Source organism: Novosphingobium sp. 11B, from assembly GCF_054589055.1.
The window spans coordinates 131,847-157,286 of record NZ_BAAILP010000272.1 but is presented as its reverse complement, the minus strand read 5'-3'; the positions used below and the strand labels follow the sequence as shown (position 1 = coordinate 157,286).

Sequence of the window (25,440 nt, the reverse complement as noted above, 5' to 3'; positions counted from 1 at the left end):
CCGGCCTTTGCGTCGGTGCCGAGGCGCTGCTGCGCTGGCAGCGCAGCGACGGCACCAGCGTCTCGCCCGAGGTCTTCATCCCGCTCGCCGAGAAGCACCGCCTGATCGAACCGCTGACCGACATGATGATCGGCTGCGTCGTCGCCGACCTTGCCGACATGCTGCGGCGCGAGCGCAGCGTCCACGTCGCCATCAACATCTCCGCCATCGACATGCAGAGCGGGCGTTTCCTGCCGGTCCTGACGCATGCGCTGGCCGAGGCCGGGGTCGCGCCCCGGCAGGTCTGGCTGGAGGCGACCGAGCGCGGCTTCATGGATGCCGCCGCCGCGCGCGAGACTCTGGAGAAGGCGCGTGCGCAGGGCCACATGGTGGCGATCGACGATTTCGGCACCGGCTATTCCAGTCTCGCGCAGCTTGCCGCACTGCCGCTCGACGCACTCAAGATCGACAAGTCCTTCGTCGATGCCATCGGCCGGGAGGCAGCGACCAGCGTGGTCGTCCCGCACGTCATCGAGATCGCCCACGGCCTCAACCTGCTGATCGTCGCCGAGGGCGTCGAGACGCCTGAACAGGAAGCCTACCTGCGCGCCGCCGGGGTCGGCTTCGCGCAAGGCTGGCTCTATGCCAAGGCACTCCCGGCTGGGGAATTCCTCGCGTTCCAGGAAGCGACCAACGGCCGGCGGGTGTCACCGTTCCTGACCTCGCTCGCCGGATGAGGTTCGGGAGAATGGCGGGCGTTCACATCTTGCTTTCCTTTTTACGCTAGGCGCTTCGTGCCGACACGCCGCGCGGAGATTCCAGTGCCCCCTCTTCATCGTCCCAAGTCCCTGCTCGCCATGGCCATGCCGCTGCTGCTGGACGTGTCGGTGCCCGCCTCGCGGCTGCCGGCGGTCGTCGCGGCGGCCGCCGTACCGCTGGCCGCGCGCAGCGCCATGGCCGCCGAACCGGCATCGCCCGAGGAGCGGGACCGGCTTTATCCGTTCTACATGCCGATGGACGGCCTGCGCGCGCCTGCCGTCACCTATCGCATCAAGTGCGAAGCCTCGCGCAAGGCGGGGCGCGAGGTCTATCAGGGCCGCAGCCCGGACGGCCCGGTCGAAGGCGGCTACGAACTGGTCTACGAGGCGCAGGACGCGCAAGGCGCTCCCTGCGTCTATCCCTTCGCGCCGTCGCTGCCGCAGATCGGCGGCCCGGTAGAGGGCACGCAGTACATCGTGCGCAGCTCCATCCCCGGCGAGCGCGCGGTGTTCCGCACCGGCTACGACTGGGCGACGGTGGACCTGCGCCTGTTCGACGTCGGCGCCCAGCGCGTCCACTTCGAGATGCGCGACGTCGAACTGGACTTCCCCGACGCCATCCAGACCAAGGGCGCGCTCCATCTGGAAGTAACGGAAACTCGCCGCCCCGGCCTGTTCACCGCCGTCCTGCGCCGCGTGAAGATCTACGGCGGCAAGAACGCGCTGTTCGTGCCGAATGGCCAGACGATGCTCTACGCCGAAGACAGCGACATCGCCGGCAACGTCGGCACCAACACCGACCAGGAGCACACCACCTACATCAACGGCACCCTCGTCTCGCATTTCCGCGACACGAAGTTCCACGGCCAGCGCGCCTGGGAGAACTCGGCGAGCGGCCACCAGCTGAAGGACAAGGCATACTTGCGCGTCTACGAGAACGTCACAGTCTCCAACGTGCCGCGAGGGGCGCCTTCGAACTGGCCGCCTTCCGCGATGCCGCTGATCGACGCGTCGGCCTTCGGTTTCACGTGGTCAGACGGCCTGCGCATCGAGCGCGTCGAGCCCGCGCAATCCCCGCGCGATGCCCTCGTCGACCTGCGCAGCGACATCCGCTACGGCGAGCAGGGTAATTATCCCTGGCCGGTGATCGGCTCGCCCGCATGGCATATGTCGCCCTCGCCGCTCGATGCGCTGGACCAGGTCTATCTTTCGGTCTTCCTCAACACCTCGGTGAAGAGCTTCCGCACCGAACCTTACGTCTTCGCGCTCAGACCGACGGGCACCACGCTCGGCACCGACGGCTCGCACGTCGAGGGCAGCGAGGCGCCCCGCGCACAGCAGCGCTACGTCTCGCTGGCCTTCGGCACCGGCGGCAACCTGCAGCGGGTCTACTCGGGCGAGGGCTGGACCTACTCGGACCCCGATCTCCCCGCCGGGTCGGAATGGGTGCTCGACCGCAGCAAGTTCATCCGCCACGCGCTCGGCCTGATCGGGCGGTAGCATTCCCCCAAATCCGTCACTGCGAGCGCAGCCCTCAAAGCGGCAGGCCGGCGCGCAACGGGTCGAACCGCACGATCTCGCGCAGGCTCACCAGTGTCTCGAAATCCCGCACGTTCTCGTCGGAGGCGAGCACGTCGTCGGCGAAGCGCTGGTAGGCCTCGATCGTCGGCACGCTGACCATCAGCAGGAAGTCGGTGCGCCCGGTCACGTTCCACGCCCCTATCACTTCCGGGCAGCGGTCCAGCCTTGCCGCGAAGGCCTGCTCCATGCGCAGGCCCGACTGGTTGAGTTCCACCAGCACGTGGATCGTGATCGCCGGTGCCAGCCGCGCGGGGTCGATAAGCGCGACGTCGGCGACGATCACCCCGGCCGCCCGCAACCGGCGCAGGCGGCGTAGCACCGCGCTCTCCGAAAGACCGACCTGCGCGGCGATCGTGCGGGCGGGCGCCAGATTGTTGCGCCTGACGATCGCGATGATTCGCCGGTCGAACGCGTCGATATCGACTGTTTCCGCCACAATTTCTCCCAAGATGACGAATTCCATCATCTCATGCCGAAATTCGCCAGCCTTCGCCAGATGTGGCAGGATATATCGGCGCCATGAACACCCTGTCCGCCTCCGCCGGTTCACCCCCTTCGCCGCTCCTGCGCGCCGCGCCCTATGTCGCGCTTGCCTGCTCGATCCTGGCGTTCTGCGTGGGCACGTCCTACGGCAAGCAGCTGTTTCCGGCGGTCGGCGCGACGGGTGCGATCGCTTACCGCGTGGGCTTTTCCGCGCTGATCCTGCTGCTGCTCTTCCGCCCCTGGCGCGCCCCGCTGACCCGTGCGGACCTGGTTGCGACGATGCGCTACGGCGCGGTGCTGGGACTTATGAACCTCAGCTTCTACCTTGCCATCCGCACGATCCCCCTCGGCCTCGCTATCGCGATCGAGTTCCTCGGGCCGCTGACCGTCTCGCTGCTCTATTCGCGCCGTGCCGGGCAGTTCGCGATGGTCGCCATGGCGGCCGCAGGGCTGGCGCTGCTGCTGCCGCTCCATGCATCGCCCCATGCACTGGACCCTGTCGGCGTCGGCTTCGCGCTGCTGGCGGGGCTGTGCTGGGGGCTCTACATCGTGTTCGGCAAGAAGACGACGCACCTCCCCGGCGGTCAGGCCGTGGCCCTGGGCATGGCGACCGCAGCCGTGGTCGTCGTCCCCATCGGCGTGGTCGAGGCGGGCAGCGCCCTACTCGCTCCTTCGCTGATCCTCCTCGGGCTGGCCACCGCCGTGCTGTCCAGCGCCGTACCCTATTCGCTGGAGATGATCGCGCTCAAGCAGATCCCGGCCAACCGGTTCGGCGTGCTGATGAGCCTGGAACCCGCCGTCGGCGCCCTCGCCGGAGCCGTCCTGCTGGGCGAGCATCTGCTGCCTGTCCAGTGGCTGGCCGTCGCGCTTGTGGTCGCGGCCTCGGCCGGATCGGTGCTGCTGGGCGATGCCAAGGCAGAGCTGCCGACCGCACAGTAGGGTTTGACCTCGGCTCCATCGACCGCCTAAGCCGCCTTACGACGACGGGCGACGACAACGGGCAAGGATGGTTCGCGGAATATGCAGGCGACTTCGCAAAGACCGAAAATCCTGCTTACGCGGCGCTGGCCGGAGGCGGTAGAGACCCGCCTCGCCGCGTCCTACGACGTCACGCTCAACGCCGCCGACACGCCGCTGACCGAAGCCGAACTGGCCGAGGCGATGCGTACCCATGACGCCTTGTGCCCCACCGTCACCGACCGCGTGACGCGCGCCGTCCTGACCGTGCCGGATCGCCGCGTGCGGATCGTGGGCAACTATGGCGCGGGCTTCGAACACATCGACATCGCCGCCGCGCGCGAGGCGGGGGTTGTCGTCACGAACACGCCCGACGTGCTGACCGAGGCCACCGCCGACATCGCCATGACCCTGCTGCTCATGGCCAGCCGCCGTGCGGGCGAAGGGGAGCGGGAATTGCGCGCCGGGCAATGGACGGGCTGGCGGCCGACGCATCTGGTCGGCCAGTCGCTTTCGGGCAAGCTGCTCGGCCTCGTCGGCTTCGGGCGGATCGCGCGGGCGACCGCGAAGCGCGCCGAGGCGTTCGGCATGCGGATCGCCTACCACAGCCGCCGCCCCGCGCCCGACATGCCCGCCGACGCATACTTCGCGGACCTCGGCGAACTTGCGCAGCGCGCCGACATGCTCTCGCTCCACGCGCCGGGCGGGGCGGAGACGCGGCACATGGTCGATGCGGCCCTGCTCGCGCGGATGCCCGCCCATGCAGTGCTGGTGAACACCGGGCGCGGCACCCTGATCGACGAAGCCGCACTGGCCGAGGCTCTGGCCGAACGCCGGATCGCGGCGGCCGGCCTCGACGTCTACGAGGCGGAGCCGCGCGTCCATCCTGCGCTGGTCGATTTGCCCAACGTGGTGCTCCTGCCGCACCTCGGCAGCGCCACGATCGAGGCGCGCACGGCGATGGGGATGAAAGTCGCCGACAACCTGGGCCGCTTCTTCGCCGGGGAGCCCCTGCTTGACCCCGTCGGCTGAGCGCGTCGCCGGAGCTGCAAGGCGCTGGCTGGAGGCGCCGCGCCAAGGCCCGCTGATCCTCGGCCTGTGCGGTTCGCAAGGGTCGGGCAAATCGACGCTGGCCGAAGCACTGAAGTCCGCTCTGGAAGCGGAAGGGCGGCGGGTGGCCGTGCTCTCGCTCGACGATCTATACCTCGGCCGGGACGCGCGTGCCCAGCTTGCCCGCACCGTGCACCCTCTCTTCGCTACGCGCGGCGTTCCCGGTACGCACGATACGGCGCGCGGTGTCGCCCTGATCGACGCCATCCGCGCGGGAGAGCCCGTCACCCTGCCCCGCTTCGACAAGGCGCGCGACGAACCCGCGCCGCAAGGCGACGGCATTCCCGCCGATCTCGACCTGCTGATCTTCGAAGGCTGGTGCGTGGGCGCTCGCCCGCAGGACGCCGGTGCGCTGGCCGTGCCGGTCAATGCCCTTGAGCTTGAGGAAGACCCGCAAGGCACGTGGCGCGGTCACGTCAATGCCGCACTGGCCGGTCCCTACGCCGATCTTTTCGCGTGCATCGACCGCCTTGTGCTACTTGCCGCGCCGGGCTTCGAGGTCGTGCGCGGCTGGCGCGGCCAGCAGGAGGACGCCCTGCGCGCCCGCGAAGCCGAGGGCACGCAGGTCATGGACGAGGCCGCGCTCGACCGCTTCGTCCAGCACTACGAACGGCTGACCCGGCACATCCTCATCGAAATGCCACAGCGCGCCGATCTGGTGCTGCGTCTGGCGGCCGATCGCAGCCTCGTGTCCGCCTTCCAGGCAGAACGCATCACCGCATGCACAGCCCCCGCGCGACGTCGGGCCGCAGTTGCCAGCGGCCCTGCTTGAGCAGCCAGCTGCGCGCGCCTTCCTTGCTGACGGCGTAACCCTCGATGTCCTCGCGGCGGCCTCCCCCGCCTGTGACGGCGCCCGCCTGCTGCGGCTCGATCGCGCAGGACATGAGCCGCCCGGCGCTGTCGTAGACCAGGCTGGCTCCGGTGGCGCCCATGAACCCGCTGGCGTCGCGATCGGTGAAGCTGCGGCAGACGACTTCGAGCACGGTGCCGAACTCGGTCATGCCGCCGGGGCCGGGCCTTGCGAAGCTGCGCAAGCCGACGATGTCGGCGCGAGTCTCGCTGCCCGCGCCTTCGAGGCCCAGCAGCGCCTGCCACGCCGCTGCTTCCTCGCCGTTCATATGCGCGGCGACGCGCGCCGCCTGAATCGCGGCGATGTCGAGCGACAGCAGGTCGCCCGGATTGCCCTGGAACGCGGTCTGCGCGAAGCTCAGCATGGCGAGATCGAAGGCCGCCACATCCTCCGGCAAGGGCCAGGCCAGCTGCTCCTCGGCATAATGCAGCCCGTCGCTCGGGAAGATGCGGTGGTGACGGAACGCTTCCATCCACGCGACGCGGATGTTCTCGTCGTCCACCGGCACGAGGCGCATGTCGGCCGAGATCACCGCGCGCAGGAAAGTGAAGAAGGTGATGCCGAACGGCGGCGCATAGTCCAGCGCGCGGATCAGCATCGACTGGAACATCTGCGCCGTCTTGCCCAGCCGCGCGGCGATCTCCTGCGCCAGCGCGGGCGACAGGGCGCCGCGCGGGAGGATGCCGCTGCCGTTGGTGGCGATGGCAATCAGCCCCTCGATCCGCGCGCCGGCGACTTTCTGGAACGCGCGGTAGACCGCCTGCACCAGCACGTTGCCGAGCTGGTGCGGCTCGTCGCCGATCTCCGGGCTGTCGTAGAGCAGGTCGCCGATCAGCGGACGCAGCGTCGCGCCGCCGCCCGCCGTCTCGGAGAACGTGCGGGCCAGCGATCCGAGCACGCCCAGCCGCTCTATGTCGCCGCGCGCCTCGGTGATCTGGGCGGCAACGAGTTCGCCGTAGGAATAGCGCTGGAAGATCGCCACGAGGTCGGCGAAAGCCTCGTGGAAGGCGAGCACGTCGCGGTGGGTGGCGGTCATGAACTCGGGCTTCACCGCGTCCAGCAGGGCGTGCGTCATCTCGTGGACGATGACGTCGTGCGACAGCGCGGTGAACACCCGGCTGCCGGGGGGATAGCCCACCGTGTCGCTGCGCGCCTTGTAGTAACCGAAGACCACGCAGGCGCGCGCCGGGTCGAACCACGCCTGCGCCTCCTCGACCTCCCACGGCGCGAGGTGGAAGCGATCCGCGCGCGACCATTCGCCGGTCGCCGGATCGTGCATGAGGCCAAGCACGATCTCGCGCCCCAGCGCCTTGCGGAAGGTGCCGTAAAGCTGCGAGGCGGTCGCGTAGACCATCTGCGCGATGAAACGCGGATCGCTCAGCGAAGGCGGATAGCCCGCATCGGCGATGGTGACGATGCTGTTGGGCTTCATCGCGTCGATGATCGTCCGCACCGAGCGCCACTGCGGCTTGTCCTCCGACCAGACCGGCAACGTGACGGCGAAGCGGCGGCCGCGCAGTGTCTCGCCGTCGCCTGAGAACTCCAGCGGCTCGTAAGGCTCGGACACGGTGACGACCCCGCCGCGATCGGAGCGGGCGGTGGGGTCGATGGCGAATATCCGCATCCGGCGCACCATCGGCATGTCGGTCTCGGCGCCAATACCGGGGGCAGTATCGGCGGCCGGGCAGCGGTCCCTCGCCCGCTTGCGCTCGTCCGCCTCGTCCTCGGCGCTGCGCACTTCGCGCAGGACGCGGGGGGAGACGGTTATGACCACGCCGTTAGTCATGCGGGCAGGCCGAACAGCGCCTGCGCGCTGTAGAGCGCCGAGCCTTCAAGCAGCGGCTTCTGGTCCTCGCCCACCATCTCGCGGGCAATGGCGGCGAAGACGTCCTGCGCGGTCATCCCGGCGCCCTGCCCGCGCAGGATCTTCGTCGCCGCGCGGGTGAACACCCCCGAGCCCGCCTCCTCCATCGCCGACTGCTCGGGCAGGCAGGCGCAGAAGGTGACATAGGACAAGTCCGCGCCGTAGATCTCGGAAGGGCTGGCCGCCGCTGCCCGGCTTCCGCGCGCGGCTTTGCGCGCCTCGTAAGCCTTGAGCGCGATCGCGTCCGGCAGGCTGACGCTGCGCGGGCGGCGGTCGATGCGGCCGCCCAGCGCCATCCGGCTCGACCGGCCCGAATGGCAGAAGTCATGGAAGCGGATGACCTTCACGCCGTCCGCCACTTTCATCAGATCGGGCCATTCGTCGTCGATGATCAGCCCGCCGTCACGCCAGTCGAGCGCCACCAGCGCCTCGTCCTTGTCATCGGCGAACTGCTTGTCCTGCAACTCGTCCCCGTCGACGTCGAGGACGCGGGTGCCGTGGGAGGAGATATGGATCATCACGCTGTCCCCGGCGCGCGCCTTGCCGAGAATGCCGCGCAACGCCTCGCGGATCTGCCCGGCACTGGCGTCGGACAGGACGGTGGCGTCATGGCCCTGCTGGCGGAACGTCTCGGCCCAGGTGTTGGCGTCGTTGACGCAGCCGTAGAGGCGCATGCCTTCGGGAAAAGCATCGTTGCCGATGCACAGCGCAATCTTCTGGCCGCCGAGCTGCACCGGCGTCGTCGCCTGAGGCGGAGGTGGTGCGACGGGCACGAACTCGGCAGGCTGCTCGAACAACCCCGCCGGCATGCCGTAGTAGTTCGCCGCCACGATCGCCCGGCCGACGCGCGGCTCGCCCGCCGGAAAGCGCGGCTTGACCACGCCCGCATCGCCCAGCCCCAGCATACGCCGCAGCACGTTCTCGAGCGTCGCCACGTCGTTATCGAACCCGCCGTGCGAGCGCGAGCCTGAGGCCATGGTCGGCTTTGCAGAAGATGCGGTAGGAGACAGGATCACCGCGTCCCGGAACGCGCGCTTCACCTCCGGGTCGGTGCGGATGAAGTCCTCCATGCCCAGGATCGGCGTCCCCTTCTCCGGCTCGAACGCGCGGCTGACGAGGTAGAGCAGCGACTTGCGGTAGATGTTGGCACAGTTGTCCGCCCGCTCCGCCTCGCGCGTCATCGCGAAGAGGCTCGCCTCCTCGATCTTCTTCTTGCCGATCAGGCTACCGAGCGTCTGCGCGAAGAGGTCGTTGGTGATTGCCGGGGCCAGCAGGTGCATCTGCTTCACCCGCAGCTTGTCGGCGCAAAGCACCGGCAGGAAGTACGCATGGAAGATCGAGCCCGCACTGTGCCCCAGCGCGAAGATCGCACTCGGCTCCTTCCACGCCGCCGCCAGCTTTTCTGCGAAGAGGCGCGCGCCGCCCCCGGTGTCGCTGGAGCGGCGGGCGCTGTCCTTCATGGCGTCCCACAGCAAGGTGCCGACCTTGCCGCCGATCAGCTCCACCGCCGGGTCGGTGGTGTAATCGTAGATGTCGCGCGAGAGGGCGCGGCCCTTGCGCCTGTCACCCTCGACGATCTGCCAGAACGTCTCCAGCCCTCCGGTCTCCCAGATGAAGTAGACCGGGTAAATGCCGTGAGCCATCCACCAGCGGTGATAGGCCCATGCCGCCGCGAGGCCGCTGCGCTCGTCGGTCAGCCCGCCGTGGGCGTAGAGCATCAGCCGGTAGCCCTGCTTCGCCTTGTCGACGATGGCGCTGACGAGCCGGTCGAGATCCGTCTCGTGCGTCGCCATGATCCCGTCGTCGGAAAGCACGCCCTTGCGCAAGTTCACGACATGGAGCGCCAGTTCGCGCAGCTGCTCGGGCGCGCCGGTGAACGGGCCGGGATCGACGAAGACCGGCCAGGGCGACACCGCGGCGGTGTCGCCACCGCGCGTCTTCGTCTCAGGCGCCTCCCCGGCCGAGGGCAGCCAGTCCGGTGCCACGACACCCGCCTTGTCCTCGGCCGCGTTCCATGCTGCGAAGTAATCCCGCAAGGCCGCGATCCGCTCCAACTGCTCCGCGCCCGGCTCCGCGCCCTCGCGCACCACCAGCAGTTCGACCGGCTGCCCGGGCTCCAGCCTGCGGTTGGCGCGGATCGATCCGTCGGGGAACAGCAGGTAGTGGAAGCGCTGGCTGAGCGCGGCCGAAGCCTTCAACTGCTCGGTCAGTTCCTTGACCGGGACATTGCCGACCCACTCGATCGCGAGCCAGTCCTTCTGCGCAGCGGCCATGAGCATCCTCCTAGGCATTGGCCTGTAGCGGCCGGGTGAAACGGGACAGCAGCATCGGCATCGTCGCGACGACGCCGGGAAGCAGGGTCAGCAGTGAGCCGGAGCCCTCGTGATCGAGGAACGTGATGAGCACCGAGCCCGCCGCGACCAACAGCAGCAGCGGCACGCGCAGCACGTTCCACGCCCCGCCGCGCTGCGCGTCCTGCCGGAACTGGTGGAACCACTCGGGCTGCTCCAGCGTGCGGATCCAGTGGCCGAAGCTCTCGTTCATCAGCCGGAAGTTGGGATCGGTCTTGACCAGCCGCCGCGTCAGCAGGCTGTTGAGCACCGGGAAGTTGCTGGTGTTGATGAACTTGCCGTGCGCCAGATGGTGCAGCGTCAGATGCTCCTCCTTGCTCGAGCGCACCCATTCGCCCTGATAATAATCGCCGAGGAAGTTCGCCATGTATTCGTGGATCTGCTCACGGTAGACGTCGTTGAGATCGTTGAGCACGCCCAATTCTCCCGGAGGCATAGGCGCGGTCATGTCGTCGATCGATATGCCGAACGAGCGGATCTGGTCCTGGATGCGGTCGGACGGCACCTGGATCATCTCGCTGGCGATCGCCTCCGCCACCGCCGGATTGCGCGCCGCCCAGCGCCGCACCGAGGCACGGTTGACCGGGTCGTCGATCAGTTCCAGCAGCCGCTCCAGATTGGCGCCGCCGCGCGGCGGATCGGGCTCGGCGTCGAGCGGCGCGGGTTCGGCCAGCGTCTCGGTCCAGGTATACGTGATGAATTCGGAGAACAGCTCGGCCCAGCGGTAGGACTCGCTTTCGTTCATGATCCCGGCGCTGCCCGCCACCTCGGCCTCGCGCTTCTCGCGGTCGCGCGCCTGCCGCAGCCGGACCAGCGGCATCGTCTGAACGAAGAAGTAGACGTTGACCTCGGGCCGCGCGGTCAACTGCTCCAGCAGTGCCAGCGTCTTCACGCGCAGATCGCGGTTGGCGACGATGCTTTCGAAGCCGGTGACGATCCACGACTTGGCGGTGAGCAGCGCCATGCTCTTCTCGCCCAGCTTGCCGCGTTCGAGCGCAAGGTCGAACATCTCCAGCCGGTCGCGCGTGTCGAGCGAGTTCTGCAGCTTGCGGAATTCCCGCGTAGGATAGTTGATGAAGACGGCCTTGATCGGGCGAGTGGACTTGGTGCGGATCTGCTCGGGCGTGTGGCGCGGATGGAGCGCGCGGAAGCCGAAATGCTGCAGGCCGAACAGGTTCTGCGCCGCCAGCACCAGCAGGCGCCAGGTCAGGAACGTCGCCACGCCCATGGCGCCGACCGCCAGCAGCCAGTCGCGCAGCACCACCAGCCCCGGGCTGCGCGGCATGGTGACGAGCGAGATGCCGGTGCGCGCCTGCGCCCAGCGCGCGTAGTCGGCCAGCACGCCGAGGCGAAGGTCGAGCGGATGGTCGAAACGGACCGGATCGTCGGTCCACAACTGCATGATCGCGGAGGCCATCTGCGAAGGCGCACCGGGCTCGGCGGCGGCATGGTCGGCGACGAGCTTGCGGGCGGACAGATCGGCGGGCGCGGGCGTCTTCGCCTTGGGCGCGCTGTCGTAGAACGGCCGCATCTGCGCGATGTCGTCGGCGATTTGCGTGCGCGATTGCTGCAGCACCCAGGCATCGGACAGCGAGCGGTCGGCGCGCAACTGCCCAGCCCCCGCGCAGCACGCAGCGAGTGCGGGGATGACCGCCAGCAGGTAGATCGTCACCAACTGATGGCGCAGCACGCGGTTGACGCGGCGCATGACGGAAGGCGGCACGAACCCGGCAGGCGCCGCGCGCATCCGCTCCATCCACGCCGGCAATCTGACGTCGATTTTGCGCAGCGAAAACCAGTCCAGCGCCGCGACTATCCACATCGCCACCAGCAGCACCGGATAGGCGAAGGCCCGCCAGTTCGCGCCAAGGCAGCAGGCCAGCACCACGCTCGCATAGATGCCGAGCGCGGCGTAGAACACAGTCGCGACCTTGCCCCAGCCGACCGGCAGAGTGCCCCAGCTATGGTCGGCATCCTTGCGCGCCAGCAGGATCAGCAGCAGGAACAGCCCCAGCGCGGCATGCAGGAACGCCGCGTCGCCCCGCGCCAGCAGCAGCCCGGCCGCCATCAGCACCACCACCGCCAGCTGCGCCGACATGCCGCGCAGATACCACTGGTCGGCCTCGGCGCTGTGGAACGGCTCGGGATCGGGCCAGAGCTTGCGCAGCAGCGAGCGCGGGTCGGTAGAGGCCATCACGCCCAGCCCCGCCGCCAGCACCAGCCCGACGCAGAGCATCGTGACACCCGCTACGAAGGCCGGATCGAGCGCCGCCCTCTGCAGCTTCGAGCGGTCGTACCACGTCGCCACCAGCCAGTGCGCCGAGCAGGCAACGCCGATCGACATGCGCACCCGCTTGCCGCCGTAGCGCGCATCGAACGGAGCGCCTGCCGTGGGCTCCGCCGCGCGCCCATGCTGCGCAGCATCGGCAAGCCCGCAGCGCTCGTCCACCGATCCCGCGATGCGCGACAGCGTATCGACGGCGTCGAGCTGGCTGCCGAACGTCTCGTTATGCGCGCGCGCCGGATCGGAATGCTGCAGCACTTCGAGGCTGGCGGGATCGATCACCGCATAGCCGAAGCCCTCGGGCACCGGGACCGCCAGTGTCGCGGCGGGCGGCTTTCCCGACATCACGAGGTTCGCGGCTCCCGCGCGGGTCAGCAGGACCACCATGCGCGCGTCGCCGTTGGCCGCCGCAGGCACCTGGTCGATCGTGTAGACCTGCCCCTTCCCGCAGCCGAAGCCGCCGTCAGCGTGTGCCTCCCCTTGGCGTCCGGTGCAGGGGATCACCTCCCCGGCGCCCAGGCGGCCGAAGTAGCGGCGCTCGCGAATGTCGGCGAGCGGGCGGTCCTTCGTCGGCAACTGGTCGATGATCGTGCTGCCGACCATGCTGCGCAACTGCAGCGCGGCCAGCGGCAATGGCGCCGGGTAAGTCTGCCACGGAGACGACGCCCCCCCTGCGCCCGATTGCTGCGACGAGGCCCAGCCATCCCCCCATACGGCCCTGGTATCCCGCTCGATCGCGCCGAGACTGAAACCCACTTCGCGGTCGACATCCTGCGCGATGGCGGCGGCGAGGCCCTGCGCCATCGTGTCGTTGTCACGCCTGAGGTCGCCCCAGAACGCGACCACCGCGCAGGCGGTCACCAGCGTCGCCACCATCAGCGGCACCGCGGCGATGATGCCGACCACGTCCATCCAGCCGAGCGAGGCATTGTGGTCGATCGAGGCCAGCTTGATCAGCGGGATCAGCAGCAGCAGCACGACCACCGAGAATCCGAACGCCGCCTTGGTGAAGGGGCTCAGATTGTTGAGCACCGCCCCTGCGCTCGGCGGATCGCCCAGAGCGCTGAGCAGGCACCGGCGCGGCGCGCAGACATAGGGGCCTTCCTCGCGCTGGATCGTCACCGGCCGCCCAAGGTCGAGCGGCCATTGGTACACCAGCCGCTCCCGCCCGCCGATCTCGATCTTCGGGGTCTTGCCCGAAGTGTCGGGCGCGGGCACCGCGCCGCCTTCGAGCGCGGCCTTGTCCTTCCCTGCGGGCGGCTCGATGCGCTGGGGCCAGTCCCCGCGCAGCACGAGCAGGACTTCGCCGTCCGGCCCGGTGATCGCCAGTTCTCGCGCCCGCGTCTGCTCGCTGCGCCCCGGAATTACCGGGGCCTGGATCACCGACTGCGCGGAACTCTGCGCACAGAAAGGCTCGCCGTCCTCGGTCGCGAAGGCCGACATCACCGGCTTGCGGTCACGCGCCTGGAAACCGTCGAGGGTCAGGCGCAGCTTCGTCGGCGCGGTCGGCATCGCGCGGCACCGGTCCTGCGCCGCATAGCGCACCTGGAAGCGGTCGCTCGAACTGTCGAGATTCGAACCGTCGCGCTGTCCGTCCTCCGAGGCGCGCCGGGTCACCATGTCGCCAAGGTCCCGGAACAGGCTGGCCATGCGCGCCACTTCGCCGAAGTCCGCCTGCTGCCGCCGCAGCACGAGGTCCAAGCGCGCCTGGATCAGCAGCAGCCCGAAGAACAGCACCACCGCGATCGTTGTCGACAACAGCACGGCGAGCGAGCGGACGCCCGGCAGGGATGCGACGCCGGCCACGTCAGCCGATCCCGCGCCGCGACGAACCTGCAAGGCGAAACCATCCGGCCACCGGCATGCCCCTATCCGAAGACGCCCTTAAGCATTTACCTCAGGGGCGCAACATTGTCCCAAATCCGCCGTATTTACCGGCGCTTTTCACGAACACTATTTACCGGACGCCGCAAGCCCCCAAATCATGACGATACATGCCATCAAACAGGACCGCTTAACTTCACCGAACGCCGTTCACTCTACAAGCCGTTGAATATCATGACGACTATTGGTGAACTTCGGCAATCCGGAAACCATCGTCTTCTTCCATTACAAATATCGTCACTTGACCGCCCTGCGAAACGGGAGCCTCCTTGAAGGGCATAGTCAGGCAAGGTGCTGTCGAGAGGGGGGAGCATGGTGATCGCCAGAGGAATACTCCTGAGCGGATCGCTCGCGGCGTTGGCCGCCTGTCACGGCGGGCCGAAGGACGAGGCGCAGAAAGTCGGCGTACGCGACGACACGCTCGTCCAGGCGGACGAAGACTACTTCCACGAAATGGACGACGGCGTTACCCTCACCCCCGACGAAGTGAAGGGCCGCAACATGTGGCTGGTGTGGAGCGGCGGCAATGACCGCTTCTGGGACACCATGAGCAAGCCGACGCTGGGCGGCTTCGACCTGCTCAAGATCGTCGCCCCGCCGCCCGGCAGCCCCAATGCCCGGCCGACGCGCTGGAAAGTCATGGGCCTTGTCAACGAACCCTGCTTTTCCGCGCCGACGAATCCGGACGGCTACGGCCTCTGGCGAGACACGCGCGATCCGGGCTGCGCACCCGATCCCTTCGCGAATGAAAAGAAGTACCCCGGCATCCGCATCGGGGCGCGCGGGACGACGGTGCCGGTCGGCTCCTACTTCGGCGAGCCCTCGGGCATCCTCGGCCTGCGCCTGTTCCCCAATCCGGACTTCGACGAGAAGGCGAAGGCCCGCTGGGACGCGAAGCGCTATTACAGCGACGCGCGCTACTACAACGATCCCAGGCTGGTGCGCCCCTACCGCGTGGGCATGAGCTGCGGGTTCTGCCACCTCGGCCCCAGCCCGACGCGCCCGCCCGCCGATCCCGAGAAACCCGCCTTCGCCAACCTCAACTCCACGGTCGGCGCGCAGTACATGTGGGTGGACCGACTGTTCATGTGGAAGGCCGACCCGTCGAACTACATGTACCAGCTCGTCTCGACGTACCGGCCTGGCGCGATGGACACTTCGCTGGTCTCCACCGACAACATCAACAACCCGCGCACGATGAACGCGGTCTACCTGCTCGGCGACCGGCTCGGCGCCGCGCGCAAGTTCGGGCGCGAAACGCTGGCGGGCGGCAGCACGAAGAACGTCCAGTTCAACGACATCCTCGATTCCGGCCCGCTCACGCAGTATTTCGCGAAGCCTGCGACGGTCTGGACACCGCACGTCCTCAAGGACGGCGCCGACGCGGTGGGCGCGCTGGGGGCTCTGAACCGCGTCTATCTCAACATCGGGCTGTTCTCGGAAGAGTGGCTGACGCACTTCAACCCGGTTGTCGGCGGCAAGATCATCAGCCCGATCGAGATCGCCACCGCCCGCCGCAACTCCGCCTACTGGCGCGCGACGGAGGCGGGGACGCCGCTTACCGCGCTGTTCTTCCTCAAGGCCGCGCGGCCCGATCCTCTGGCCAATGCGCCGGGCGGTGCGGGCTACCTCAAGGCGAGCCCGCAAGTGCTCCAGCGCGGCGCGATGGCTTTCGCCAATACCTGCGCGCGCTGCCACTCCAGCAAGCAGCCCGACGCGCCCGCAGGCGCTTCGCTGGTCGATGCCATCGGCCCCGACTACCTGACGCGCTTCAAGGCATGGTGGCGCTGGACCCAGACCGAGGACTTCAAGGGCAGGATGCGCGCCCTCGTCGCGCGGCCGGACTTCCGCCAGGGCAACTACTTCAGCACCGACGCGCGCATCCCGGTGACGCTGCTGCGCACCAACTTGTGCAGCCCGCTGGCGACCAATGCCCTGCGCGGGAACATCTGGGACAACTTCTCGTCCGAAAGCTACAAGGTCCTGCCCTCGGTCGGCACCGTCGCCTATCAGGACCCCTTCACCGGAGAGGCCCGCGCCTATCGCATGCCCGCCGGAGGACGCGGCTATACGCGCGTGCCCTCGCTGGTCTCGCTGTGGTCGACCGCGCCGTTCCTGCTGGCCAACACGGTCGGCACGTTCAACGGCGACCCGTCCGTCGCCGGGCGCATGGCGGCGTTCGACGACGGCATCGCCAAGATGCTCTGGCCGAACCTTCGGGAACGCGACGCGATGCTGCCCGGCGCCTGGGGCATGATCGACCGCACGACGACGCGCAGCAAACTCTACGTGCCCTCCTCGTTCATCCCCGACGCCCCGGGACCGCTGGACGATCAGGCGCGCAAGGCCCTGCGCACGCTGGAGAACGCGGACGGCGACATCGAACTGGGGCCGATCCCCAAGGGAATGCCCGTGAACCTGCTCGCCTCGCTCCAGCCGCTAGCCGAGAGCCGCGACCCGGTGGTGATTGCCCGCCACTACCGCGACCTCATCGTGCTGCTGGCACAGCTCAAGAAGGGCCTGCTGACCCTGCCGCGCGGGGCCGACGACGCGGCCGTGCGCGCTCACTTCGCCTCGCTGCGGGGACCGTTGATGGCGCTCAACAAGTGCCCCGACTTCGTGGTCAATCGCGGCCACTACTTCGGCACGGAGGAGTTCAACCGCTATCAGCGCACCCGCGACGAGCGCGATTTCGGCCGCGAGCCTGTCCTGTCCGACGAGGACAAGCGGGCACTGGTCGAATACCTCAAGACGCTCTGAGCAGGCGGTGCCGCAGCCCGAACACGACTACATCGTGGTGGGGTCGGGCGCGGCCGGAGGCACCGTCGCGGCGCGGCTTGCCGAAGCGGGAATGCGGGTGCTGGTGATCGAGGCCGGGCCGGACCCCTGCGCCGGGGACGCGAGGACACAGGCGGACTACGCGGTGCCCGCCTTCCATCCCTTCGCCTCGGAGAACCCTGAATTCGCGTGGGACTACCGCGTGCGGCATTTCGCCGCTCCTGCAGGCGATCTCGTCAGCTACCCCCGTGCAGGCGCGCTGGGGGGCTGCACGGCGCACAATGCGATGATCTTCCTGGTCCCCCCCGACAGCGACTGGGCACATCTGGCCACCCTGACCGGCGATCCGGGCTGGTCGCCCGAAGCGATGCGAAGGCACCGCAAGGTGGTCGAGGACTGCCGCCACCGCCCGCTCTGGCGCCTGCTCGCCCGCCTCGGCATCGACCCGACAGGACATGGCTGGGACGGCTGGCTGCCGGTCGAGAAAGCGGCGCCGATGCGCGCCTTTCGCGATGCGGCGCTGATCCGCTCACTGCTGCTGGCGACGCTGGTGGACGTGGCACGGGGCCGAAACTGGCTCTCGCGCATCGGCGTGTTCCTGCGCGACTGGGGCGATCCCAACGACGACAGGCGGCAGGACCGCGAACAGGTCTGCTACACCCCGCTCACCACGCGCGGCCACGCCCGCAGCGGCGCGCGCGAGCGGCTGGAGGCCGTGCGCGAGGCTCATCCGGATCGCATCACGATCCTGACGGACTGCCTCGCCACCCGCGTCCTGTTCGACAGGAGCGGGGTCGCAAACGGCGTCGCATGGCTGAAAGGCCGCCACCTTCACCACGCCAGCCCGCAGGCGGGCCCAAGCTCCGGCACCATAAGCGAGGAAGGCGCCAGCTTCGCCCGGCGCGAGGTCATCCTCGCAGGCGGCGCCTTCGCCACGCCGCAATTGCTGATGCTATCGGGCATCGGCGACGCCGGCCATCTCGCTGAACACGGCATCGCCTGCCGCAAGCACCTGCCGCAAGTCGGGTGCAACCTGCAGGACCGCTACGAGATCGGCCTCGTCCACCGCATGGCGAAACCATGGCGCTCGCTGCAGGGCGCGACCTTCGCCCCCGGTGACCCGCTGCACCGCATGTGGCGGAAGCGGCGGCGGGGGATGTACATCTCGAACGGCGCGGCACTTGCCGCGCTGCGCCGCTCCAGCACTGCCCGGGACCACGCGCCCGACCTGTTCCTGATGGGGCTCATGGCGCGCTTTAAAGGGTACTATCCCGGCTATTCCGCCGAGCTTTGGCCGGGGCTCGACGGGTTCAGCTGGACCGTGCTCAAGGGCCAGACCGGCAACCGCGCGGGCACCGTGCGCCTTGCCTCCGCCGACCCGCGCGATCCGCCGCGTATCGACTTCGCCCACTTCGCGCAGAACGGGGAGGCCGACCTCACCGGCCTCGTCGAAGGACTGGAGATGGCCCGCGCCCTCGCCCGCCCGCTGATCGCGCGCGGGGTGATCGCCGAGGAGGAACTGCCCGGCGCCCACGTCACCGGCGCGCCCTTGCGCGACTGGGTCCGCGCCAACGCATGGGGACACCACGCCTGCGGCAGCGCAGCGATCGGGCCGGTGCTCGATCCCACCGGCCGGGTCCACGGGATCGAGCGGCTGCGCGTGGTCGATGCCTCGATCTTCCCGCGCATCCCCGGCCTGTTCATAGCCGCGCCGATCTACCTCGCGGCCGAGAAACTGGCCGCCGACATCCTGCGCCTGAATAGGGAGAGCTGACCGATGCTGCGCTTTCTGCACCGCCTGCTCGAAGCGGGCCTCCATTTCGAGCGGCGCTTCGATCCCTTCTTCCGCCCCGCGCTCGACGCGGTGGTGCGGATGCCGCTGACGCGGTTCTTCAACTGGACCATCAACCTCACCCGCAGCCGCGACGTGCCCCCGCTGGCGCAGGAGCGCATCGATCCCGACGAGGACATCAGCCTCGACACCATCATCGCCGAGATGCAGCATCACCTCGACCTCGACTTCACTCCCGGCACTTACGAACGCGCGGGCAATACCAAGACGCACGGCCTCGTCCGGGCGACCTTCACGGTACTGCCGGGCCTGCCAGAGCACGTGCGCCGAGGCGTCTTCGCGGCGGAGCGCAGCTTTCCGGCATGGGTCCGCTTCTCCAACCCCGGCCCCCATGTCGAGCCCGACATCGACGACGTCGGCTTCGGCTCGATGAGCGTGAAGCTATGCGACGTGCCCGGCCCCAAGCTGATGGACGACGAGCATTTCACGCAGGACTTCACCTCGGTCACCGTCATCACCTTCCCCACGCCCGACACGCGCACCAACGCGCACCTGCAATACTGGAGCCGCCGCGAGATGGGGGTCTGGTACTTCCTGAACCTCAAGCGCCCGCACGTGCGCGACTTCATCATGCAGGCGCTGTGGAACCGCACGCTCGCCAATCCGCTGGCCAACACCTACTTCTCCTGCACGCCCTACCTGCTGGGAGAGGGGCAGGCGATGCAGTACAGCTTCCACCCCCTCACCCCTGTCACGACGCGCATTCCCCACCTGCCGCTGCGCCCCGGCGACGACTACCTGCGCGACAACCTCGCCGCTTCGCTGCGCGAGGGCGAGGCCTGCTTCGAGATGCGCCTGAGGCTGCAGCGCGACCCGTTCCTTCAGCCGATCGAGCAGGGCGCGGTGCTGTGGGACCCGGCGCGCACGCCCTATATTCCGGTGGCGCGGATCTCGATCGCGGCCCAGGAATTCCGCGCGCCTGCACAGTTCGCCTTCGCCCGACAACTGACGTGGAACCCCTGGCACTGCGTCCCGGAGCACCGCCCCCTCGGCAACCAGAACCGCGCGCGGCGGCGGCTCTACTTCGAAATGTCGCGCTACCGGCAGGGCAAGAACGGCGAAAGCCACGCCGAGCCGACCGGGCACGAACAGTTCGACTAGGGCCTGATCGTGTTTGACTGAAACACCGTCCGTCATCCCCGCGAAGGCGGGGACCCATCTGATGACGGTGCAATTTGCCACTTCAGGAGTTGGGTTCCCGCCTTCGCGGGAATGACGATGATTAAATTGAAGTCGGTCACACGCCAGCTTTTCGCCACCCGCAAGCACAGCGAAGCAATGACGAATTAGGGTGCGTCCTCGAGTATCCGCGCCAGCCCGCCGATCCCCGGCAGGAAGAAGTACGCCCCGCCCACCACCGTCACGAAGCGCGGCAGTCCGGCGACGAGGCGTGGATTGCCCTCCCCGTCGTGCCACGCGAAGGCGTCCGTCGCCTGCCCGCTGCGGACCGGACAGCGGTTGCCCAGCAGCGGGTCCTGCTCGCCCGAAAGCCCGCCGAAGTAGGGGCTGGCGATCCAGCTACCCTGCACGAATTCGAACTGCCGCGCGAGGCTGGCGTTGAGGCAGATGAAGTGCAGCCCGCACTCTTGCGCCACCGCCTCCCCGGCGATCACCGCAAGCGGCTCCGGCGCCGCGCCATAGGGTCGCCCCCGCCGCAGGAGCCGGTGAAACCGCGCCGAGGCCACCGCGTCATGGATGGCCGTGCCCTTGAAACCGAGCGAGGACACCACATCCCGCAGGAACCCGCGCCGTCCTTGCGGGTCGTCGCCGCTGCGCGGATTGGCGCGGCGGACGTGTGCGCCCACCGAGCATGCAATCCCGTCCGGGTCGCCCGCGAAGGTAAAGCCGTTGAGCCCCTGCGCCGCCAGTTCAGGCAGAGGGTGCCCGTCGATACCGCGCCCCACCATCCGCTCGGCCAGCGCGACTGCCCCGTCCCTGCCGGCAATCCGCGCGGTCCAGTCCCAGAAGCCGCCCACGTCCTGCATCAACTGGCGATAGACGAGGTACGTCCCGTTACGCCCGATCCCCCGCTGCACCGGATGATCCGCCACGAACCCGTACTCGTTGCCATGCCCCAGCAGGAATTCGCCGAGCGCGATCCGATCGCGATAGTCGCGGTCCTTCGCCCCGCCGGGTCTCAGCGTCCCCTCCCAGTCGACCTCCGGTTGCGAGACACCGTCCACGAAGCCGAACGGCTCGCGCCCGACCGGTCCGCTCGCGTCGTTGATACGCAGGAGCGTGCAGGCGTCCGGCGGCATAGCGCCGAGTATCGCATCCTGCCACGCGGCGACGTCGCCCTCCCCCGCCAGCAGCATCAGCAGCACATGCGGCTCCGCCTCTCCGCTGCCCCAGCGCCAGTATTCGGGCGCACTTTCCTCCACGTCCCCCAGCCGCCGCGAGCGCGAGGGATCGCCCGCCATCCCGTCGAGGAACTCGGGCGCGAAGCCGGGCACATCGTCCGCCGGCAGGCCCAGTGCCCGCAGTCCCGCCGCCGTGAAGGCCAGCTGGCAGACCCGCTCCAGCCGCCGCGCCTCCGCCTCGGCCAGCGTCGTCACCGCCAGCGAGCGCAGCCACGCCCGCGCCGCGCCCGGCTGCGCAACCTGCAGCAGCACATAGCGCGCACCGTCGAGCGACCCGAAACCGCGCCCGACGAGCGCCTGCACGTCGGTGCCCAGCCCTGTCATCTCTCGGCGCCCGTTCATATCTCGGCGATCCAGCGGCGCAGCGCACGCCCGCGCGGCCTCGCCTCGAACCCCGCGCGAATGCGGGCATTGCGCGCCATGTCGTAGTTGGACAGCCCTGGGAATGCCTTGAACCATACCTGCGTCGGGATCTGGTGGTGGAACAGGTAGCGCTTGAAATCCTCCTCGCGCCTCGCTCCGCCGCGGATCAGCCAGTCGGTGCGCGGATAGCCCAGGCCGTTGGAGAACGACAGGTTGAGCCCGAAGGCCACCTTGTTGATGAAGTCGTCGTTGTACGCCTCGCGGCTACCGTCGTAATTGCTGGCGAAATAGACGCGGCGCCTGTCGTCGAGGAACGTCCAGCTCGCGAAGTGAATCGTGTTCACCCGCGCGAGCCGCCCCTTGCGATAGATGTGCCGCGCGCCCCAGCCGATTATCCACAGGATCACCACCACCAGCCACCGCCGGAATCGCCCCGGCTTGAGCGAGCCGATGGCGCTGTACTGGTTGGTGATGTCGTGGTCCTCCTGCGCCGAGAGCATGCGGTTGCGCTCCCGGTCAGGCACCGGGGCGAGCACCGGGTCGGTCTTCTCCCGGCGGCGCAGCAGCAGCACGAACGGCAGCAGACCCAGCACGATCAGCGGCAGCAGCGCCAGGGCGAGCACCGGGAGCAGCAGGAAGTGGGCGATGTCGCCAAGCCTGTGCAGCAGCGGCATCTTCTGTAGCGGCGTCAGCGGCACCGCCTGCCCCGCCTGCGCAAGGATCGGCCAGAGCGTTTCCGGATCTTCCGTCCGGTGCGCCAGCCGCGCCGCGCGCAGCGCGCGATGGAGCGCCGCCTCCTCGGCAATCTGCCGGGTGCCCCGCCCGCGCCAGTTGATGTAATTGGCCGCCGTCCGGCAGCGATGCGCGCGCATCCACGCGATGAGGTCGGTGCGCGGTTCGAAGTCGATGCAGAACCCGAATATCTTGCGCAGCCCCGGCCCCGCCACCACCGCCAGCGCCTCGAGGAACTCCGCATCCCCGCCATCGTAGTCGGCGATGAACGCCAATCGCACCGGCTCGGTCACCGGCAGGCTCTCGGCCAGCGCGATGCGGTCCCGCAGCGAGGGATCGTCGAGCACGACGAACCGCGCGACATGGATGCGCTTGAGCCGCCCGAACGGCACCAGCCAGTTCTCGGGCTCTGCCTGGCCGGGAGACGAGGTCATCGACGCCAGCGTCCGCTCCAGTTCGACGCGTACGCCGAAGCGGAGGGGCGAGGCGATGAAGATGTGTCCCTGCCGAATCACGGCGGCCCGATCAGCCGCCGAACTCGAGCGCGAAGTCGATCAGCCGCGTCTTGTCCCAGTAGACCTTGCCCAGATAGAGCCCCGGCTCGATCATCCGGATCTCGTCGCGCACGTGCGATGCCAGCAGCGAGGTGTCGGAATAGTCGAGCACGATGCACTCCTTTCCGTCCAGCCAGCTCGGCTCCTTGTAGACTTTGGCGACGATCGCCTTGAGCCCGAACGGCAGGATGGTGTTGCGCAGGAAACCATGCTCGCCGTCGAAGACCTTGCCCTGCCAGGCGAAGATGTTGATGAGCTTGGCGATCTCGTCCGAAACCGAGGTGCCCGGCGCGATGATCGCCGTCCCCCTGGCCTCGCCATCGGGAATCGGCCCCGCCTCATGCGCGGAAAACAGCGCATCGAGCGCAGCCTGGTCCATCTTGAGCCACTGCGATACCGACTGTCCCATGGCGATCCTCCCAAATCAGCCTGCCAGGTCTGTGCGTATCAGAAATCAATAAAATACAAATTTTTGTATGTTTAGTTAGTTACCAAGGACATTATTCATATGTCAGCGTTGATTCATTTCGCCACAATACGGTCAACACACCGAACGAAGGTCGTCAATCGGAGTGTACTATTCCGCACACTCTGTCACTACTGACATTGGTTGTTAAGCGGCCGGTGTCGATCCGGTGTTCACGAAAGGCTGGGCGATACCGTCCAATGGAATAGCCATGTCGGCCAGTTCGCGCTCGGCCCAGAACAACCTGCCCGTATATTCGGCCGGATTTTCGCAGGCGGAAAAATAGACGATCATTCGGGCGGGAACCGTCATCGACACTGCCACGCTGTCGTCCAATCCGGCTTCCCGCACGCGGATGGCGACCAGCTCGGTCGCGACAAGACCTGGGTGGAGGCCGATGATGAAGATATTTTTCTGCGCCAGTTCGGGCGCAAGGCAGTTCCCGAGCCGATCGAGCGCCCGCTTGCTCGAATAATAGCCGGGCACGGCGAGGCTGAATTCGCCGACAGCGTCCAGTTTGCGCGGCTCCTCCGGCATCCGGAAGACTTCGCCGCTGCCGGTGGAGAGATTGATGATACGGCCACCGCCGCGCTTTTCCATGATCGGGACGACCAGTTGGATCAGCGTGAACGGCGCATGGACGTTGACATCAAACTGATAGAGCCAAGCGTCGAAGTTCCGACCATCCGCCATCGAAATCGACGACGATCTCCGCGTTGAAGCTGTCGAACGCGATGGGCGTGTCGTCGGCGCCGAACAACCACCCGGAATAATGTTCCGGCGGATATTGCTCCGCGGTCCTTGTAGCCATCGACCTCTCCCAACGATGAGCCAGTGCCCTTCATCGATGCCGCGATTTCGCATGATCGCCAAGAAGGACATAATCGTCATTGGCTGTCCATGCCGGTACATTCGATCTGGCGGCCTCCGGGTCCATTGCGCGGCCGCCCGCTTTCCAGATGCTCACCGGATCTTCGATTTCCAGATCCCGACTGTCTTCTTTTCCGGCCCGTCCGCGATAAACCGAGACGAAGGCCGCGGCAGGGGCAACCACCACGACCTTCGCTCCCTCCCTGGGTCGTTCAAAGCTGATCGAAGGTGATCGTGCTCCGGATTTCCTCGGTCTGCGGGCCGACCGACATGGGGCAGGCCACGCCCGGCATGGCGGCGACATCGAACAACTCGGTGATGTGGCCTTCGAGGCGCACCCATTCGACGATGTGGCCGGTCGCGAGGTTCACGACCATGAGGCCGCACCACGCCTCGGCATCGCGCTTCTTCAGTTCGCCATCGAGCAGCAGGCCCTTGAAAGTGCCGTCGCGCGGCTTCGAGAGTGTGACGATGGCATGGCCATGGTGGATGGCCATGCCGCGCAGGAAGCCGGGGCAGAACGCGATGTCGGTCTTCTCGCCGCTCGCGGGGTCGATCCGCACGATCTGGCCCCGTCCGCTGTCGAGCACGTAGACTTGTTCGCCGACCACGCGCGGGGAATGCGGCATCGAAAGCTGGTCGGTGACGATGCGGTCGTCGCGCACGTCGATCAGCACCCCGCCCTCATGCCGCCGCTCGCGCCAGCCGCTGAGCACGTCGGAGCGGCTGACGGCGGTGACGTAGCGCACCTCCCCGTCCGCCATCGCCATGCCGTTGAGGTGGCAGCGGTCCTCCGGCGCCAGCTTGGAGATGAACGCCGGCTTCCAGATCGGCCTGAAGCTGTGGGTCAGGTCCAGCGTGGCGAGGCAGCTGTACTTGGTGTTGACGAAGATCACCCGGCCGTCCCGGTCCGCGCCGACCTCGTGGATATCGACGTCGCCGATGGTCTGGGCATTGCGCGGGACCAGCACGGCGTCGAACGCCTTGTTGCCCAGTTCGCCGGGACGCAGCATGTTCTCCAGCCTCCAGAGCTGCGACAGCGAGCCGAGGTAGAGCCGCCCCGGCCGCCAGCACAAGCCCATCGCGCGGCTGAAGCTCTGCTGGTTGAACGAGACGGTGCCATTGGCGTGGGCACCGACGAGGAACAGTTGCCCGGTCTGGTACGAGGTGAAGGCCAGGCTCACCCGGTGCGTGCGCAGCCAGGCGTTGAACCCGCGCGAGACGGCGATGTTGGTGGCGCCGGGTGCGAGCGTAGCCGCTTCCGCTCCCGGGGCGGACGCGCGGCCGGTGGTGGTTTGGATCGCAGCCATTCCGGCCTCCGCCTCCGGGGGGGAAGCGGAGGCCGGACGCTCGGCGGTGGCGAG

General features: G+C 68.2%; 18 protein-coding genes. 8 read left to right on the top strand and 10 right to left on the bottom strand.

What is annotated here, in order from left to right; genetic code table 11:
• Window positions 1-716: EAL domain-containing protein (locus ACYPYD_RS23695; RefSeq protein ID WP_459665884.1), on the top strand; the 716-nt coding region annotated here is incomplete at its 5' end.
• Window positions 717-800: 84 nt separating this feature from the next.
• Complete coding sequence (locus ACYPYD_RS23690) at window positions 801-2,237, top strand: hypothetical protein (protein WP_459665882.1); 1,437 nt, start codon at window positions 801-803, stop codon at window positions 2,235-2,237.
• A gap of 34 nt (window positions 2,238-2,271) precedes the next feature.
• On the opposite strand, the gene ACYPYD_RS23685 is transcribed toward ACYPYD_RS23690, so the two are convergent.
• Window positions 2,272-2,784 (bottom strand): Lrp/AsnC family transcriptional regulator, encoded by a 513-nt coding sequence (locus ACYPYD_RS23685; protein WP_008831151.1) that lies wholly within the window; start codon window positions 2,782-2,784, stop codon window positions 2,272-2,274.
• A gap of 53 nt (window positions 2,785-2,837) precedes the next feature.
• Here ACYPYD_RS23685 and ACYPYD_RS23680 point away from each other — a divergent pair, with 53 nt between their 5' ends.
• From ACYPYD_RS23680 to ACYPYD_RS23670, 3 genes are all read left to right on the top strand, one after another.
• The gene (locus ACYPYD_RS23680) at window positions 2,838-3,740 is read left to right on the top strand and encodes an EamA family transporter (protein ID WP_069707360.1); all 903 of its coding nucleotides are present in this window, start codon (window positions 2,838-2,840) and stop codon (window positions 3,738-3,740) included.
• Window positions 3,741-3,821: 81 nt separating this feature from the next.
• The gene (locus ACYPYD_RS23675) at window positions 3,822-4,790 is read left to right on the top strand and encodes a 2-hydroxyacid dehydrogenase (RefSeq protein ID WP_459665880.1); all 969 of its coding nucleotides are present in this window, start codon (window positions 3,822-3,824) and stop codon (window positions 4,788-4,790) included.
• Entirely contained in the window at window positions 4,774-5,640 is an 867-nt protein-coding gene (locus tag ACYPYD_RS23670; RefSeq protein ID WP_459665878.1) for a kinase, read from the top strand. The genes ACYPYD_RS23675 and ACYPYD_RS23670 overlap by 17 nt, the downstream gene beginning before the upstream one ends.
• Here ACYPYD_RS23670 and ACYPYD_RS23665 read toward each other — a convergent pair.
• The 3 genes from ACYPYD_RS23665 to ACYPYD_RS23655 are packed head-to-tail and all read right to left on the bottom strand — an operon-like array spanning window position 5,582 to window position 14,023.
• Complete coding sequence (locus tag ACYPYD_RS23665; protein ID WP_459665876.1) at window positions 5,582-7,504, bottom strand: gluzincin family metallopeptidase; 1,923 nt, start codon at window positions 7,502-7,504, stop codon at window positions 5,582-5,584. The two genes, ACYPYD_RS23670 and ACYPYD_RS23665, sit on opposite strands and share 59 nt — an antisense overlap.
• Entirely contained in the window at window positions 7,501-9,855 is a 2,355-nt protein-coding gene (locus ACYPYD_RS23660) for a caspase family protein (protein WP_459665875.1), read from the bottom strand. Before ACYPYD_RS23660 ends, ACYPYD_RS23665 begins: the two co-directional genes overlap by 4 nt.
• Window positions 9,856-9,865: 10 nt before the next feature.
• Window positions 9,866-14,023, bottom strand: coding sequence for a hypothetical protein (locus ACYPYD_RS23655; RefSeq protein ID WP_459665873.1), 4,158 nt, complete (start codon window positions 14,021-14,023; stop codon window positions 9,866-9,868).
• 390 nt (window positions 14,024-14,413) lie between these two features.
• Between ACYPYD_RS23655 and ACYPYD_RS23650 the strand changes: the two genes are divergently transcribed.
• The 3 genes from ACYPYD_RS23650 to ACYPYD_RS23640 are packed head-to-tail and all read left to right on the top strand — an operon-like array spanning window position 14,414 to window position 19,832.
• Window positions 14,414-16,861 carry a hypothetical protein gene (locus tag ACYPYD_RS23650; RefSeq protein ID WP_459665871.1) on the top strand — a complete coding sequence of 816 codons (2,448 nt, stop codon included), beginning with the start codon at window positions 14,414-14,416 and terminating at the stop codon, window positions 16,859-16,861.
• Between the two features lie 7 nt (window positions 16,862-16,868).
• On the top strand, window positions 16,869-18,653 hold the full coding sequence (locus ACYPYD_RS23645; RefSeq protein ID WP_459665869.1) for a GMC family oxidoreductase: 1,785 nt from the start codon (window positions 16,869-16,871) through the stop codon (window positions 18,651-18,653).
• A 3-nt stretch (window positions 18,654-18,656) separates the two neighbouring features.
• Entirely contained in the window at window positions 18,657-19,832 is a 1,176-nt protein-coding gene (locus ACYPYD_RS23640; RefSeq protein ID WP_459665867.1) for a catalase family protein, read from the top strand.
• 185 nt (window positions 19,833-20,017) lie between these two features.
• Here the strand turns inward: ACYPYD_RS23640 and ACYPYD_RS23635 are convergent, their stop codons facing one another.
• From ACYPYD_RS23635 to ACYPYD_RS23610, 6 genes are all read right to left on the bottom strand, one after another.
• Window positions 20,018-21,433, bottom strand: coding sequence for a Dyp-type peroxidase (locus ACYPYD_RS23635; RefSeq protein ID WP_459665865.1), 1,416 nt, complete (start codon window positions 21,431-21,433; stop codon window positions 20,018-20,020).
• The gene (locus tag ACYPYD_RS23630; RefSeq protein WP_459665863.1) at window positions 21,430-22,701 is read right to left on the bottom strand and encodes a hypothetical protein; all 1,272 of its coding nucleotides are present in this window, start codon (window positions 22,699-22,701) and stop codon (window positions 21,430-21,432) included. The genes ACYPYD_RS23635 and ACYPYD_RS23630 overlap by 4 nt, the downstream gene beginning before the upstream one ends.
• 10 nt (window positions 22,702-22,711) lie before the next feature.
• On the bottom strand, window positions 22,712-23,149 hold the full coding sequence (locus ACYPYD_RS23625) for a hypothetical protein (protein WP_008828576.1): 438 nt from the start codon (window positions 23,147-23,149) through the stop codon (window positions 22,712-22,714).
• A gap of 204 nt (window positions 23,150-23,353) precedes the next feature.
• Window positions 23,354-24,097, bottom strand: a complete 744-nt coding sequence (locus tag ACYPYD_RS23620; RefSeq protein WP_459665862.1) for an SDR family NAD(P)-dependent oxidoreductase — start codon at window positions 24,095-24,097, stop codon at window positions 23,354-23,356.
• Entirely contained in the window at window positions 24,048-24,263 is a 216-nt protein-coding gene (locus ACYPYD_RS23615; RefSeq protein WP_459665861.1) for a hypothetical protein, read from the bottom strand. Before ACYPYD_RS23615 ends, ACYPYD_RS23620 begins: the two co-directional genes overlap by 50 nt.
• Window positions 24,264-24,288: 25 nt before the next feature.
• Window positions 24,289-25,386: a TIGR03032 family protein gene (locus ACYPYD_RS23610; protein ID WP_459665860.1), complete on the bottom strand. Its 1,098-nt coding sequence runs from the start codon at window positions 25,384-25,386 to the stop codon at window positions 24,289-24,291.
• Window positions 25,387-25,440 lie beyond the last annotated feature (54 nt).

Coding starts and splice junctions, on each gene's coding strand:
- ACYPYD_RS23680 (WP_069707360.1), top strand. CDS start 2,838: ATGAACACCCTGTCCGCCTCCGCCGGTTCACCCCCTTCGCCGCTCCTG.
- ACYPYD_RS23660 (WP_459665875.1), bottom strand. CDS start 9,855: ATGGCCGCTGCGCAGAAGGACTGGCTCGCGATCGAGTGGGTCGGCAAT.
- ACYPYD_RS23635 (WP_459665865.1), bottom strand. CDS start 21,433: ATGAACGGGCGCCGAGAGATGACAGGGCTGGGCACCGACGTGCAGGCG.
- ACYPYD_RS23650 (WP_459665871.1), top strand. CDS start 14,414: ATGGTGATCGCCAGAGGAATACTCCTGAGCGGATCGCTCGCGGCGTTG.
- ACYPYD_RS23675 (WP_459665880.1), top strand. CDS start 3,822: ATGCAGGCGACTTCGCAAAGACCGAAAATCCTGCTTACGCGGCGCTGG.
- ACYPYD_RS23640 (WP_459665867.1), top strand. CDS start 18,657: ATGCTGCGCTTTCTGCACCGCCTGCTCGAAGCGGGCCTCCATTTCGAG.
- ACYPYD_RS23625 (WP_008828576.1), bottom strand. CDS start 23,149: ATGGGACAGTCGGTATCGCAGTGGCTCAAGATGGACCAGGCTGCGCTC.
- ACYPYD_RS23620 (WP_459665862.1), bottom strand. CDS start 24,097: ATGACGATTATGTCCTTCTTGGCGATCATGCGAAATCGCGGCATCGAT.
- ACYPYD_RS23610 (WP_459665860.1), bottom strand. CDS start 25,386: ATGGCTGCGATCCAAACCACCACCGGCCGCGCGTCCGCCCCGGGAGCG.
- ACYPYD_RS23685 (WP_008831151.1), bottom strand. CDS start 2,784: ATGATGGAATTCGTCATCTTGGGAGAAATTGTGGCGGAAACAGTCGAT.
- ACYPYD_RS23665 (WP_459665876.1), bottom strand. CDS start 7,504: ATGACTAACGGCGTGGTCATAACCGTCTCCCCCCGCGTCCTGCGCGAA.